Here is a 14,649-nt window from a genome sequence, read left to right as displayed (position 1 = left end):
CCTATCACCTTTATTCAAAACAAAAAGAAGCCTAAAGAAAGAGTTTAAGAGGATCTCTTTCGTGGCTTCCGGCTGACTAAAGGAATGTAGGATGCACGAGTATGCCTCTCTCTTCATACGCTTACGAGGTTAGCTGTCGGGTTCGGGCGTAGAGAGCTGCCCTATCTTAGTTCATCCGCTCATGGCGCAATGACCTTGAATTCACCCCAAAGACCCGTAAAGAAATCAAATACGGAATATTTATACTAAATATCCGCATTGGTTCCCCCGTTCTCCGGTGAGGGAGATTCAGCGAGACTGGTTCTTGGAACCTTGTAATTGATTGTGTGCTTGAATCCTAGCTTCGTAATCTACCCATCACATGGGTTCAATTCACTCAGCTAGCAAATCCATGCCGCTTTACAAAACTTACAAATCAATTACTGAAAAGATTCTATCCTGTTTGTATGCATGTTGTAAAGCAGGAATCAACTAGTTTTTTTAAATATTTGGTTAATTTTTTGTAATAATCACCCTTTTAGTGATTAAAAACTATTCATCTTTTCAAAATACTCTTTATTTCACCGCATTTGCTCCCGATTTCATCATATTCCAAATCGTTCCAGTGCATTTTTGGTTGTAATTTCCGCTAATTCCTCCACCGAAATGCCTTTCAGCTCTGCTGCCATTTCAGCTACTAGTCGTACATAGGACGACTCGTTTCTCTTGCCTCGGAATGGATGCGGGGTCAAATATGGGGAATCCGTTTCGATCAGCAGGCGATCATTCGGGATCTGTTTTAACACTTCTTTTGGCTGTTTGGCATTCTTGAAGGTAATAGGTCCTCCGAAGGAAATATGGAATCCCAGGTCCAGGCACATCTTGGCCGTCTCCCAGCTGCCCGAGAATGAGTGCATCACTCCTCCCACCTCGTTAGCCTTCTCTTCCCTCAGGATTCGAATGACATCTTCATGGGCATCCCGGTTATGAATAACAATCGGCATATTCAGACTGCGGGCCAGTCCAATTTGCTTACGGAATACCTCGTGCTGGACATCCTTCGGTGAAGTATCCCAGTAGTAGTCCAGTCCGATCTCGCCGATGGCTACGACTTTCTTATGCCTGCACAGCTCGGCTATCCATTCCAGGTCTCCATCCTTCATCGTAATTGCATCCTGCGGGTGCCACCCGACGGCAGCGTAGATGAAATCGTAGCTCTCCGCGAGCTGCATGGTGGTGGGAATCGTCTCCCGGTTAAATCCGACATTAATCATCCGGGTCACCCCCTGCTCTACCGCGCGGGCAATGACCTCCTCGCGATCCTCGTCGAATTGAGCAGCGTCCAAGTGGGTATGTGTATCAAATAGCATCGTGAATTCTCCTCCTTAAAAGTTACTGCAAATTAAATAATCCGGCTATTTCATCAGGCAGCATATGAGCCACTGCGCGCAGCTTGTCTTCTGGATAGTACATATGATATTTACCGCGGTGAATTCCGCTGATCGAACGAACAATGTCAGATACCTCCGAAATTTCGCGCAGTCTGTCTTGCCGATCGAGCAGCAAAATTTGCTTTTTATTGGAGTCATCCTCAGGCCGAAACACATCATAGGGGAGATCCGTAGGGAAATCAATTTCCAAGTCGTAATTAGGATCAAGTCCTAACTCTCGAAAGACTCTGCGTATTTCATCAATAATTTCCATATCTAACATTTCCAGTTCAGTGTATTTATACAGCTTACGATCGATAAAGCGGGAACATAAATCGGCAAGAAGCGTATCTCCTTCCCGCCTCCACTGCACGAACGAGGTCTGTACTAATGCTTCATCAAGCAGTAAATACTCCTCTACCGTTAAATCGCGTTTAAAAAGACCAGGCAGAGGGTCTGGCAGAAACCTGAATTGGAATCCCTCCTGATGAAGCTCCTTCGCTCTGCGGAAAATTTGCCGCAGGATAATTTCTGAGCTGCGGGTAACCGGGTGGAAATACACCTGCCAGTACATTTGATACCTCGACATGAGGTAATCCTCTACAGCATGCATCCCCGATTCCTTAACAACCACTCTGCCTTGAAAAGGACGAAGCATTCGCAGAATCCGATCAATATCTATAGTTCCGTAGTTAACACCTGTAAAGTAGGCATCCCGAAGCAGATAATCCATTCGATCCGCATCAAGCGGGCTCGACACCAGATTGACCACAATGGCCTTATCGTAGTCCTTGCGTATCACTGAGGCCACCTTTTCCGGGAATTCATCGCCTTCTCTTCTAAGCACCTTATTAACCTCGGTATTCCCAAGTACAATCCGGCATGTCCAGTCCTCATGATTCATGTGGAAGGCTTCCTCAATAGAATGGGAGAAGGGACCATGCCCAAGATCGTGAAGAAGAGCTGCGCACAAAGCAACCTGCTTCTCCTCTAGAGGCCAATCTGTATAGGATGACCGCTCAAACTGCGAAATAATCCTGCGCGTTATTTCATAGACTCCGAGAGAATGGGAGAATCGGCTGTGCTCCGCCCCGTGAAAGGTCAGATAAGAAGTCCCAAGCTGTCTAATCCTTCTCAGGCGTTGAAATTCAGGCGTATTGATGAGAGACCAGATCAAGTCGTCCTGCACGTGAACATAATTATGCACCGGGTCTTTGAATACCTTTTCTTCAGAAAGTGGATGGTTCATGATCTCGAGCTCCTTAATCCGAATTTATTTTTATTATTTTTTGTTAATTCACCACAACTTTTGTCGAACTTTGTCGTATATACAAGCATGTCAATTTCCAAATGTCGAATTGTGCGCGCGAATCTGATATCGGGGAGATCTAAAGCCCTGTTTGGGATGAGCAACTATTGCTTAAAGAAAAATATAGCATGTTAGCATTAAATAGGTTGACTGTTTTGGCAATCGTTGGTATTATAATTATCATAAAACAGAGAACCGTGTCGAATTATGACATTTTTAAATTATAGCGAGAGGGGCAATCATCGGTTATGATGAAATCAACAGGGATTGTAAGAAAAGTAGACGAGCTGGGACGGGTGGTTATTCCTATTGAATTACGCCGTACTCTGGGTATTGGTGAGAAAGATGCACTCGAAATTTATGTAGATGGAGAACGCATCATGCTCAAGAAATACGAACCTGCTTGCATTTTCTGTGGTAATGCTGAGAATGTAACTTACTTTAAAGGCAAAATTGTATGTCACGAGTGTCTTTCTGAAATTCCTGCACCTGTGACAAATTAAGAAAAGTAGGATATAATAGATTTACTTAAACTGTTAATTCTAACCTTTTTCATATCTCCTTAGTACCTTCTTCAAGCCCTGAATCCGGCCTGAAGAAGGTCATTTTTTTGTATAACGTTTATTACCCTTAATTTGTCTTTATAGTAGAGCATTATAGATATCCCGTTTGGATACTCCGCGGTCAACCGCTGCTTTTTTCATCGCATCCTTCCTGCCAAGCCCTTCTTCCCGCTCATAGTGTGTGACATGATCCTCTACAGTCAGCGGCTGCCACCAAAGTCCTTTGCGTTCCTGGACCTCATCTTCTTGTGCACCTTCAACCACAACGCAGTACTCGCCAAGCGGCGGATGCTCCTCCAGCCAGCTTAGACAAGCACTAATCGGCCCCCTTGCCACCTCTTCATATCGCTTGGTCAGTTCCCTGGCCATGGCAATATTCCGATCTCCGCACACCTCATGAATATGCTGCAAGGTCTTCGTAATCCGGTGAGGAGACTCATAGAACAGGATGGTTCCCTCATAATCACGCAGGGAGCTAAGAACACGTTCCCTATCCTTCTTATCTCGGGGCAGGAATCCGGCGAACTGGAACCGATCAGTCGGAAGCCCTGATACTATCAAGGCGGAAAGTGCGGCATTGGCTCCGGGTACCGGAATGACCGAAATGCCCTCTTCAAGCGCCAGCTTAACCAGGTCTTGTCCAGGATCAGAAATGGCCGGGAGACCAGCGTCACTGACGAGTGCCAGATCGTTTCCTTCTATTATAAGTCTGACAAGCTCAGGACCGCTTGCCGCCTTGTTGTGCTCGTGATAACTGAGCAGCCTCTTAGGTGAAATTTCAAAGTGGGACAGCAGCTTGCGGGTCTGCCTGGTGTCTTCAGCTGCGATGATATCAGCTTCCTGCAGCGTACGCACGGCTCGGTAGGTCATGTCCTCCAGGTTACCAATGGGTGTAGCCACCAGGAACAGTTTACCGGCCTCACGTTCACCTTCTAACTGAAAGCTTTTCTGTATGTGTATGCTCATTTAATTCCCTCATTTGATCCGTAGTAGATATCCATAATCTCCGGGCAGTATTGGCCGTCCTCCTGATATACAATGAGAGGCGGAAGGATCCGCATATCCGGTTTCCCATCCCTTAGTGCCTCAATTAGCACAATGTTAGCCTCCATATGCTTGCGTGGATGCACGAACCGGATTACTTTAGGTTCAAGCCGGTACTGCCTGAGCAGGGTAATAATCTCCCCGAGCCGCTGTGGCTTGTGAACCATCGTGACTTTTCCCCCATTACGAAGAAGCCGCATAGAGGCTTGTATCACTTCTTCCAGGCTGCAGTGAATCTCATGCCGGGCGATAGCCTGGTGTGTATTAAGTTTGATTTCCCCTGCTCTAAGCGGCATATACGGAGGGTTAACGGTAATCGCATCATAAGCGCCATGTCCCGTCTCGCTCACCAGATCTCTTAGATCCCCAAGTCTGATCTTAATCCGATCCTCCAGTCCATTCATCTGTACGCTTCGGACTGCCATATCTGCCAGACGTTCCTGGATCTCAATCCCTTCGATCTGTGCTTCTGTTCTTGTAGTTAGCAGAAGAGGCACAACCCCATTTCCCGTGCAGAGATCCAGCACTCTACCGTGTTTAGGCACAGAAGCGAACCTTGCGAGCAGGACAGCGTCCATAGAGAAGCTGAAGACCTCATCACTTTGTATAATATGCAGGTCATGGGTAAGCAAATCATCTACCCGTTCTTGTTCATAAATCGGTACAGTATGCATGCGTTAATTACTTCCATTTCATTCAAATTTGAAAAAAACCGTAGGAATAAACTCCTACGGCTTGTTATTTATTAAGAAAAGACAGGCAGAAAAGGCAGTCGCCTTCTGTACGCAGATGTCCATAATACACATTGCAAATGTGGAATCCTTCATGATATAGGCGGGCCAAGTTATCATAACCCTCGCCAACAATATCGATATTCTCCCCATCCTCATGGAGCTCGGCAGAATGATCAGATATCGATGATGCAGAGGCAGTCGCTTCTGCTTCTCGCTTCAATACTTTGCGCAGCTGTTCATTCTCAAGAGAATAACGCTGGTTCTCCTCCAGGAGCTTCTTCACTTCAAGCTTGAGAATTCCAAGCTCGCTATGCAGACTCTCCATTTTGGTCTCCAAATCAAGCAGGTTTGTATAAATATCTTTTTTTTCCAAGTTCCCACCCCAGAGTCATCTCTATGGTTTACTTGATGACTACGTCATCCAATGGAAGTTCTTTAACCTTGCCGATTTCAAAAAGCTGTACGTGCACAGTCCGTGAACCGGCATTAATTCCCACCACTTTCCCTTCACCCAGGGATGTAATGACCATTTTACCTACGGATGGCAGCTCTTCTTTGGTACTTTCATAGTTATCATGCTCAAACTTGAGGCAGCACATCAACCGGCCGCACAGACCGGAGATCTTGGTAGGATTCAGGGACAAGCTTTGATCCTTGGCCATCTTAATCGATACGGGCTCAAAGTCACCAAGCCATGACGAACAGCACAGCACCCGTCCGCACGGTCCAATCCCGCCCAGCATCTTCGCCTCATCTCTGACTCCAATTTGACGAAGTTCAATTCTTGTTCGGAAGATACTTGCCAAATCCTTAACAAGCTCCCGGAAATCAACCCTACCCTCAGCCGTAAAATAAAAAATAATCTTATTACGGTCAAAAGTAAATTCCACATCGACCAGCTTCATTTTCAAATCATGGTCTTTGATTTTATTTAAACATGTGGCAAAAGCATTCTTCGCCGCAAGCTTATTCTCCTCAACAACTTTGGCATCTGATCCATCTGCAACCCGGATGACCTTCTTCAGTGGAAGTACCACATCCGACTCGTCCACCGTCTTCTTGCCGACGACCACTTTACCGTACTCAATCCCTCTTGCTGTCTCTACGATGACGCAATTCTCTTTCTCCACCGCAAGCTCGAGTGGATCGAAGTAATAAATTTTGCCCGCTTTTTTGAAACGGACACCCACTACAGTGTACAAAAACTAACCCCCTCGTATAGCTTGTGCTAATCCGGCGGAATTACCCACCTGGTAACTAATTTCTGAACCTATACAAATTGAATCAGATCCTTCAATCCATATATGTGGGAGAAAGTTTGTCCTACTAGCCTTCCATGAAGCACCGGCTTCATTTCTGTTCCATTAAAGTAATCAGGAACTGCTCCAGGCATAGCTGGCCGTTCATATTATACCGCAGCTTCTTCTTGCTGTCTGCGGCCAGCGCCATATAGGAGATCCATTCTTCGGCGCTTCTTGTTCTGGCATGGTTGGAGATAAACTCCCACTCATCTATGAAAACGATACTATCGTGCTTTTGATAACTGGCATGAATCATATCTTTAAACCACAAATGAAACAGGTCGAATAGGACATCCAAGTGATCACCGAGTCCGGCTTTAATCACGCTTTGCTGAGCTGTAATTAGAGTAGAACCCGCTCTGCTCGTCGATTCCTTTCCCAATTGTACCACTACATTTCTGATTTCTGCAAACCAATTCTGCTTCAGCAGATCCCGGCAAGCCTCCAAACCTGCCGCTAAATGCACGGCTGCACGGACTAGTGCGACGGGATATTCCTCATCTGATAAAACCTGCATCATGAGCCCCGGGCTTAGAGCCGTAAAGGGGACCAGCTGTGATCTGGACTGAATGGTCGGTAGCAGAGCTCGTCCATTATCAGACAGCAGAATTGCTACTGCTGGAGAAGGGGGCTCCTCCAGAAATTTCAGCAGACTGTTAGCAGCCTGTACGGTCATCTTCTCAGCATCTTGAATAATGTAGGCTTTTAAATTTCCGCTTTCCGAGCGATAAGAGAAAATCCGCTGCAGATCGCGGATTTGGTCAATTTTTATGGAGTTTCCTTCCGGTTCAATCAGATGCAGATCCGGATGATTGCCGTGTAGGAGCTTTCGGCATTCGAGGCATTCCCCGCATGCATCATCTCCACCTTCCGTACAGAATAGAGCTTGTACGAACGATAAGGCCATCTCCTTCTGTCCGCTTCCCGCAGGTCCGCTGAACAGATATGCATGTGAGATCTTGTTCTGGCGAAGCCCGTTTTGCAGCAGCTTCTTGGCCCCTTCCTGACCGACAATTTCCTTAAAAGACATAGTTCCTCTCTTCCTCTACGCAGAAGGGCCTGTCAGCTTAGAAGCTTAAATTAATCAGCATTCCGCGTATTTCCCCAATCTTCTGGAGCAGTTCAATCTTGCCCTGCTCACTTTCGAGCAGTTCATCTGCCATACTGAGCAGGGCGGAGTCTATTTCATCAATCAGATTATACTTTTTGCCTCTTCCCCGCCGATCCCAGCCCTTCACTTCTTTCATTCGGACACCGCGCCGAACGGTGTCCTCCAAGAAACGTTTGACTAGAAGCCGGTAGGCTTTGAGTTCTCGAACCGTCATGGAATGTGCCAGACGGTCACCCTGCAGCTGGATCTCTTTTACTCGGCGATTCAGTTCCTGCTGTGATGCCTGCTCTCCTTGCTGCTGCATTGCATCTGAGAAGCTTTTGGCTGCTACGGGCTTATTCGCCCCGTCTGATATTCCCCTGCCGCTGGTAAGCGGTCTGTACCCCGGTTCAATCTTCAATCTATATCACGCCATTCCTCATTTAATCATTACCTTGATCCCATTTGATCCCCTAAATTGGTTCAGAAATGTTCAAACCGGTCAACTGGCAGTACGAACACGGTAGCTCCGCCTACCTGTACCTCGACAGGAAGAGGGAGATATGAATCTGTAGTTCCACTCATCGGTGTAACTGGAGTTACTAGCTGCTCACGAACCTTACAACTGCTTCGAATGACACCTAGTACGGTCTCTACCTGATTGTCGTCTACCCCGATCATAAACGTCGTATTCCCGGCTCGAAGAAAGCCGCCCGTACTGGCCAACTTGGTTGCACGGAAGTTGGATTTCACTAGCGCACCCGATAGACGGTTACTGTCCTTGTCTTGGATAATTGCAACAATCAGCTTCATCTTTACAGTCCCCCTTAGATTCGTATAAAAGTATTATACCATTCAACAATTACCCGCGAAAACCCTATAAAATCACGCTAAGGTGGCCTTTTATATCTTCAACCACAGTTTCTATATCCCTGTCTGCATTAATAACGACGATCCGATCAGGAAAAGACTTCGCAATCAAGTGATAGCCCTCTCTTACCTTATGGTGAAAGTTCAGCCCTTCGAGATCAAGACGATTCACCTCTCGTCCTTGATTCGCCTCTATTCTCGCAAGGCCCTTCTCCGGCTCAATATCCAGGTAAAAGGTCCGGTCAGGCATTTTCCCCTCTGTCGCAAAGGAATTTACCGATAAAATATGATCAATACCCAGCCCGCGTGCGTGTCCTTGGTAAGCCAGACTACTATCAATGTAACGGTCACAGAATACATGGATTCCTTGCCTCAGTGCAGGAATGACCTTCTCCGCCAAGTGCTGCCTGCGGGCTGCCGCATAGAGCAGAGCCTCGGTTCGTCCATCCATCGCGGTATTCGCAGGATCAAGGATAATGGTTCTAATCTTCTCCGCAATTTCAATACCACCCGGCTCGCGGGTGAGCATGAATGGAATATCTTGCTGCTTCATTATTTCTGAAAGTCTGCTCAAGACCGTAGTTTTTCCCGATCCTTCCCCTCCCTCAAAAGTGATAAATTTTCCCCAGCTAGCATTCATGGTTAACTCCAACTTTCTGATTTTTATATACGCACAGGGTGCTTAATGTAGAATCTACTGTTCCTTGGCATTTGGCACCCGCCTGATGCAGCTTCACAAGCACCCGAGATATCTCTACAGTAATCGGTTCCCCGGGATATAACAAAGGAATACCGGGAGGATAAGGGATAACCATCTCTGCAGCCACTCGCCCCTCTGTTTGATGAATAGATATCCTTTCCCGATCCTCTTCCCTAATAGGAGTCATGCGAAAAGGAACCTCCGTGCTGATAGCCATATCGATCGGAATGTTCCACGTGGAAAGTTCTTGATTACTAACTTTCAGTACTTCATTTTCTTTCTTAGAGGTAAAAGAAGTATCCTTCTCTGCATCAGAAGTATTACTGTACCCGCTCAGAGCCTTCGAATTAGGATTGCTGCTCTGAAGTTGTCCATTCATGGAGCTAATCTCCTTCATCTCTTCCTCCAGATTAACCAAGGCTGCTATTACCCTTTCAATATCGTCAGGGCTTGTCCCCAGACTCAGGGCCAGGACTACATGGCGGGGATCACTCATTTCTGGAATACACCCCGCTTGTTCCAGAATCTCCTGCAGCTCATATCCGCTTAACTGTCCACATTTGTCATAGATGACCACTTTAAAAGGATCTTGAAAGGTATAACCATTCGTAGTCCCTTTTATTTCTTCGCCCCTCTGGTTTCCGGCTGGCGGCTCTATATCTAATACACTAAATCTATTCAGTTTCCTAATCTCTCTGCGAAGTTTGACTGCGCATTGAAGTCCTTCTTCAAATATAGCAGGCCCTTCCGCCTCCAACAGACCCCGGCTAAGATCAAGGGAAGCCATAAGGGGATAAGAAGGACTAGAGCTTTGAATCATGGACAGCCGCTGGCCAAGCAGCTGCCGATCAATCAGATCGCCCTGTACATGCAGCATGGCGCTCATTGTAAGCCCGGACAGCATCTTGTGCGTCGATTGCACAACGCCGTCTGCCCCTTCGCTGATTGCGCTCCTTGGCAGCGCAGGATGCAGCCCGAAATGGGCGCCGTGAGCCTCATCTACAAGCAGCGGGATACCACTGCTGTGGCACAACTCGGCAAGCGCAGCCAGACCCTCCCCCATCCCGTAGTAATTCGGGTGCGTCACTAGTAGGCCCTTGGCGCCTGGGTACCGGCGCAGAGCCTCACGCACCGTCTCCGCTGACGCGATGGTCGTAAGGCCGCTAGCGGCATCAGCCTGCGGCGCTAAGAACACGGCGTTCGCGCCAGCCAGCATAAGTCCGTGAATGACGGACTTATGTACATTGCGCTGAACGAGCAGCACATCTCCCGGTGCGGTGCACACCGAGAGGATTAAGGCCAGGTTGCCGGCGGTGCTTCCGGCCACCAAAAAATAAGTCGCTTCGGCTCCGAAAAAGCGAGCTGCTTTTTCCTGAGCCTCAGCAATGACACCCTCTGGATGATGAAGATCATCCAGGCCGGATATCTCCGTAGCATCGACACTCGCTACTTCACGCAGCAGCTTATATCGATCTCCAGCCAGTCGCTGAAATACACGCCCATCTTTATGGCCAGGCACATGAAAAGAAGCATCCTTCCTTTCCACATAACGCATAAGCGCCTCAGCCAAAGGAGCTTTTATCTTGTCATTTCGGTTAGACATATCATATGAAATCCTTCCATGCCGTTTCTCTTTATTTTATCTTATAATAAGTCTGCGTCCTACATATTTCATAGCTGAGCCGGTCCCACAATATTTAAACAAAAAAGGACCCTCTTTGTCTCAAGTGGATCCTTTCATCAAGGCCTAAGCATTATTTTGTAACCAGATCTGCTTCATTCGGTGGATGAAAAAGTGGTATTTATCATCCTTAACATCGGTATGAACCATCTCAGCCTCACATGCGTCGCAGATAAATTCAGAGACAATGACGATGCCCTCTTGTTTATGCTCGCCACATATGATGCACTTTTCTTCACTCTGCCCGTCCATCAAAGATCCCACCTTATCTTTTTACTATCAGTATGGCACAGTTTCTATTATTTTAAACCTCTTTCATAGCCCTTTCAATGGTTTCTATATATGTATGCAGCAGGACTTCTTTAGGTGTTTGTACGGGGCAAACCTCAAATATTCTTTTTTACATCCGATATATTAATAAGACATGCATACATATCATGCTTATAATTAAGTGATCTTCTAAAGGAGGACTTGCTACTTCATGTCCCTTGAAAATACCAGCCAGGCTACCTTCTATCAGTACAGACTCTTGAAGAAGGTGACATTCCCCAGGCCCCTTGTTGTTATTTTTCTATTATTACCCTTAGTCTGTGTACTAGGCGAAATTATTGTAATCCTATGGACAAGTATTTTCTCATTTATTTTCTCCTTACCCATCATTCTTTGGTTTCAGTTGGCGATCTCCCGTTCTGTACTTATCATTGTCCTTCACTCTTATAGCAAGCGCTGGAGATTTAGTTACAGGCTCCCCTGGATCGGTTATATGCCGGATCAGCATGTGAGCTACCGGACCTTCCAGAAGGTTCAGTTACATACGACCTGGATAGGATTATGCCTAATCGCAATCCTCCTCCCTTGGTCCCCAATTTCCTTTGTAATCTCTATGTTGTTCTGGCATATTTGGCTTATGCTTCCCCGTTACTACGGCTTCCTAGCCCTTCGTAAACAGCCTAGAGACGGCATGGTTAAGCTCAATGAACAAGATATCTCCTACTACATGCCCTAAAATCACGTAAGCACAAACAACCCGGTTCTCAATTTAGAGAATCGGGTTGTCTTTATGTATGAAGTAATTGATATGGATTGGTGTAAAAAATAAAAACCACCACCGATATCGGCAGTGGTTCTTCGCTTGGCGGCGTCCTACTCTCCCAGGACCCTGCGGTCCAAGTACCATCGGCGCTGGAGGGCTTAACGGTCGTGTTCGGGATGGGTACGCGTGGAACCCCTCCGCCATCGCCACCAAACATGATTTTTCGAAGCTTCCGCTTCTCGAAATCGCTGCAAGAAAATATCAGGCCTTAATAAAGACCCACATGTTCTCTTCAAGCTTGATCGCCTGAAAACTAGATACGAAACGAATCTGCGTATGCTCTTCTTGGACTGCGTCCTTCCGAGCTTGTTGGATAAGCCCTCGACCGATTAGTACTGGTCAGCTCCATGCATTACTGCACTTCCACCCCCAGCCTATCTACCTCGTCGTCTTCAAGGGGTCTTACGAATTGGGAAATCTCATCTTGAGGGGGGCTTCACGCTTAGATGCTTTCAGCGCTTATCCCTTCCGCACTTAGCTACCCAGCTGTGCTCCTGGCGGAACAACTGGTGCACCAGCGGTGCGTCCATCCCGGTCCTCTCGTACTAAGGACAGCTCCTCTCAAATTTCCTACGCCCACGACAGATAGGGACCGAACTGTCTCACGACGTTCTGAACCCAGCTCGCGTACCGCTTTAATGGGCGAACAGCCCAACCCTTGGGACCTACTTCAGCCCCAGGATGCGATGAGCCGACATCGAGGTGCCAAACCTCCCCGTCGATGTGGACTCTTGGGGGAGATAAGCCTGTTATCCCCAGGGTAGCTTTTATCCGTTGAGCGATGGCCCTTCCATGCGGTACCACCGGATCACTAAGCCCGACTTTCGTCCCTGCTCGACTTGTCAGTCTCGCAGTCAAGCTCCCTTATGCCTTTGCACTCTTCGAATGATTTCCAACCATTCTGAGGGAACCTTGGGGCGCCTCCGTTACTCTTTAGGAGGCGACCGCCCCAGTCAAACTGCCCACCTGACACTGTCCCCATACCGGATCACGGTACCAGGTTAGAACTCCGATACGATCAGGGTGGTATCCCAACGTTGCCTCCACAGAAGCTGGCGCTCCTGCTTCTTAGGCTCCCACCTATCCTGTACAAATCGTATCAAAGTCCAATATCAAGCTGCAGTAAAGCTCCATGGGGTCTTTCCGTCTTGTCGCGGGTAACCTGCATCTTCACAGGTATTAAAATTTCACCGGATCTCTCGTTGAGACAGCGCCCAAGTCGTTACGCCATTCGTGCGGGTCAGAATTTACCTGACAAGGAATTTCGCTACCTTAGGACCGTTATAGTTACGGCCGCCGTTTACTGGGGCTTCGGTTCATAGCTTCGGGTTACCCCTAACCACTCCCCTTAACCTTCCAGCACCGGGCAGGCGTCAGCCCGTATACTTCGCCTTGCGGCTTCGCACAGACCTGTGTTTTTGCTAAACAGTCGCTTGGGCCTTTTCACTGCGGCCCCCTCGTGCTATTCACACTACCGGGGCACCCCTTCTCCCGAAGTTACGGGGTCATTTTGCCGAGTTCCTTAACGAGAGTTCTTCCGCGCGCCTTAGAATTCTCTTCTCGCCTACCTGTGTCGGTTTGCGGTACGGGCACCTTCTCCTGGCTAGAGGCTTTTCTTGGCAGTGTGAGATCATGACCTTCGCTACTGTAATTTTCGCTCCCCATCACAGCCCAGCCTTACGGTGTGCGGATTTGCCTACACACCAGCCTCACTGCTTAGACGGACATCCATCAGTCCGCGTCACTACCCTACTGCGTCACCCCATTGCTCATAACGGATTACGGTGGTACAGGAATTTCAACCTGTTGTCCTTCGACTACGCCTTTCGGCCTCGCCTTAGGTCCCGACTTACCCTGAGCGGACGAACCTTCCTCAGGAACCCTTAGGCTTTCGGCGGATCAGATTCTCACTGATCTTTTCGTTACTCATACCGGCATTCTCACTTGTATGCTGTCCAGCGCTCCTTACGGTACACCTTCAACCTACATACAACGCTCCCCTACCCCTGATACAATGTATCAAGCCATAGCTTCGGTGGTGTGTTTAGCCCCGTTACATTTTCGGCGCAGAGTCACTCGACCAGTGAGCTATTACGCACTCTTTAAATGGTGGCTGCTTCTAAGCCAACATCCTGGTTGTCTGTGCAACTCCACATCCTTTCCCACTTAACACACACTTGGGGACCTTAGCTGATGGTCTGGGCTGTTTCCCTTTTGACAATGGATCTTAGCACTCACTGTCTGACTCCCGGATACAAGTTTATGGCATTCGGAGTTTGACTGAGCTTGGTAACCCTTGGCGGGCCCCGCACCCAATCAGTGCTCTACCTCCACAACTCTATTTTCCGAGGCTAGCCCTAAAGCTATTTCGGGGAGAACCAGCTATCTCCGAGTTCGATTGGAATTTCTCCGCTACCCCCACCTCATCCCCGCATTTTTCAACATACGTGGGTTCGGGCCTCCAGTGCGTGTTACCGCACCTTCACCCTGGACAGGGGTAGATCACACGGTTTCGGGTCTACGTCCACGTACTTAGTCGCCCTATTCAGACTCGCTTTCGCTGCGGCTACGGCTCTTCACCTTAACCTTGCACGGGAACGTAACTCGCCGGTTCATTCTACAAAAGGCACGCCATCACCCATATAGAGGGCTCTGACTTCTTGTAAGCACACGGTTTCAGGATCTCTTTCACTCCCCTTCCGGGGTGCTTTTCACCTTTCCCTCACGGTACTGCTTCACTATCGGTCGCTAGGGAGTATTTAGCCTTAGCAGATGGTCCTGCTGGATTCATACGGGGTTTCACGTGCCCCGCACTACTCGGGATCCGTCTCGGAGGGATTAGAATTTCAGTTACA

Annotated in this window: 13 protein-coding genes, 2 rRNA genes and 1 riboswitch (1 of these 16 running past the window's edge); of the genes, 1 reads left to right on the top strand and 14 read right to left on the bottom strand. The window is 47.9% G+C overall.

Annotation, left to right across the window (positions count from 1 at the left end):
- Nucleotides 1–102: 102 nt before the first annotated feature.
- Nucleotides 103–304: riboswitch (cyclic di-AMP (ydaO/yuaA leader) on the bottom strand.
- A gap of 280 nt (nt 305–584) precedes the next feature.
- Nucleotides 585–1,349 (bottom strand): TatD family hydrolase, encoded by a 765-nt coding sequence (locus ACEN86_RS00080; protein WP_495632394.1) that lies wholly within the window; start codon nt 1,347–1,349, stop codon nt 585–587.
- A gap of 22 nt (nt 1,350–1,371) precedes the next feature.
- On the bottom strand, nt 1,372–2,658 hold the full coding sequence (locus ACEN86_RS00075) for an HD domain-containing protein (protein ID WP_495632393.1): 1,287 nt from the start codon (nt 2,656–2,658) through the stop codon (nt 1,372–1,374).
- Nucleotides 2,659–2,966: 308 nt separating this feature from the next.
- Between ACEN86_RS00075 and ACEN86_RS00070 the strand changes: the two genes are divergently transcribed.
- On the top strand, nt 2,967–3,221 hold the full coding sequence (locus tag ACEN86_RS00070; protein WP_068621685.1) for an AbrB/MazE/SpoVT family DNA-binding domain-containing protein: 255 nt from the start codon (nt 2,967–2,969) through the stop codon (nt 3,219–3,221).
- Nucleotides 3,222–3,359: 138 nt separating this feature from the next.
- Here the strand turns inward: ACEN86_RS00070 and rsmI are convergent, their stop codons facing one another.
- From rsmI to ACEN86_RS00010, 12 genes are all read right to left on the bottom strand, one after another.
- Complete coding sequence (rsmI, locus tag ACEN86_RS00065) at nt 3,360–4,247, bottom strand: 16S rRNA (cytidine(1402)-2'-O)-methyltransferase (protein ID WP_495632392.1); 888 nt, start codon at nt 4,245–4,247, stop codon at nt 3,360–3,362.
- Nucleotides 4,244–4,999 carry a tRNA1(Val) (adenine(37)-N6)-methyltransferase gene (locus ACEN86_RS00060; protein WP_495632391.1) on the bottom strand — a complete coding sequence of 252 codons (756 nt, stop codon included), beginning with the start codon at nt 4,997–4,999 and terminating at the stop codon, nt 4,244–4,246. Before ACEN86_RS00060 ends, rsmI begins: the two co-directional genes overlap by 4 nt.
- Nucleotides 5,000–5,063: 64 nt before the next feature.
- A complete protein-coding gene (yabA, locus tag ACEN86_RS00055; protein WP_495632390.1) occupies nt 5,064–5,432 on the bottom strand; it encodes a DNA replication initiation control protein YabA in 369 nt (122 codons plus the stop codon).
- 28 nt (nt 5,433–5,460) lie between these two features.
- A complete protein-coding gene (locus ACEN86_RS00050; RefSeq protein WP_127201035.1) occupies nt 5,461–6,261 on the bottom strand; it encodes a PSP1 domain-containing protein in 801 nt (266 codons plus the stop codon).
- A gap of 148 nt (nt 6,262–6,409) precedes the next feature.
- Nucleotides 6,410–7,390, bottom strand: a complete 981-nt coding sequence (holB, locus tag ACEN86_RS00045) for a DNA polymerase III subunit delta' (protein WP_495632389.1) — start codon at nt 7,388–7,390, stop codon at nt 6,410–6,412.
- 37 nt (nt 7,391–7,427) lie between these two features.
- Entirely contained in the window at nt 7,428–7,871 is a 444-nt protein-coding gene (locus tag ACEN86_RS00040) for a YaaR family protein (RefSeq protein ID WP_495632388.1), read from the bottom strand.
- Nucleotides 7,872–7,933: 62 nt separating this feature from the next.
- The gene (gene darA / locus ACEN86_RS00035) at nt 7,934–8,263 is read right to left on the bottom strand and encodes a cyclic di-AMP receptor DarA (protein ID WP_068621674.1); all 330 of its coding nucleotides are present in this window, start codon (nt 8,261–8,263) and stop codon (nt 7,934–7,936) included.
- Nucleotides 8,264–8,327: 64 nt separating this feature from the next.
- On the bottom strand, nt 8,328–8,960 hold the full coding sequence (gene tmk, locus ACEN86_RS00030) for a dTMP kinase (RefSeq protein WP_495632387.1): 633 nt from the start codon (nt 8,958–8,960) through the stop codon (nt 8,328–8,330).
- Nucleotides 8,950–10,623: an aminotransferase class I/II-fold pyridoxal phosphate-dependent enzyme gene (locus ACEN86_RS00025; RefSeq protein ID WP_495632386.1), complete on the bottom strand. Its 1,674-nt coding sequence runs from the start codon at nt 10,621–10,623 to the stop codon at nt 8,950–8,952. The genes tmk and ACEN86_RS00025 overlap by 11 nt, the downstream gene beginning before the upstream one ends.
- 144 nt (nt 10,624–10,767) lie before the next feature.
- Entirely contained in the window at nt 10,768–10,953 is a 186-nt protein-coding gene (locus tag ACEN86_RS00020) for a sigma factor G inhibitor Gin (protein ID WP_127201030.1), read from the bottom strand.
- 878 nt (nt 10,954–11,831) lie between these two features.
- A 5S ribosomal RNA gene (gene rrf, locus ACEN86_RS00015) occupies nt 11,832–11,948 on the bottom strand.
- A 155-nt stretch (nt 11,949–12,103) separates the two neighbouring features.
- A 23S ribosomal RNA gene (locus tag ACEN86_RS00010) occupies nt 12,104–14,649 on the bottom strand (it continues 381 nt past the right edge of the window).

Source organism: Paenibacillus sp. Paensp111 (assembly GCF_059492195.1).
The sequence above is the reverse complement of the archived record's forward strand: the minus strand, read 5'-3'. Positions and strand labels throughout refer to the sequence as shown.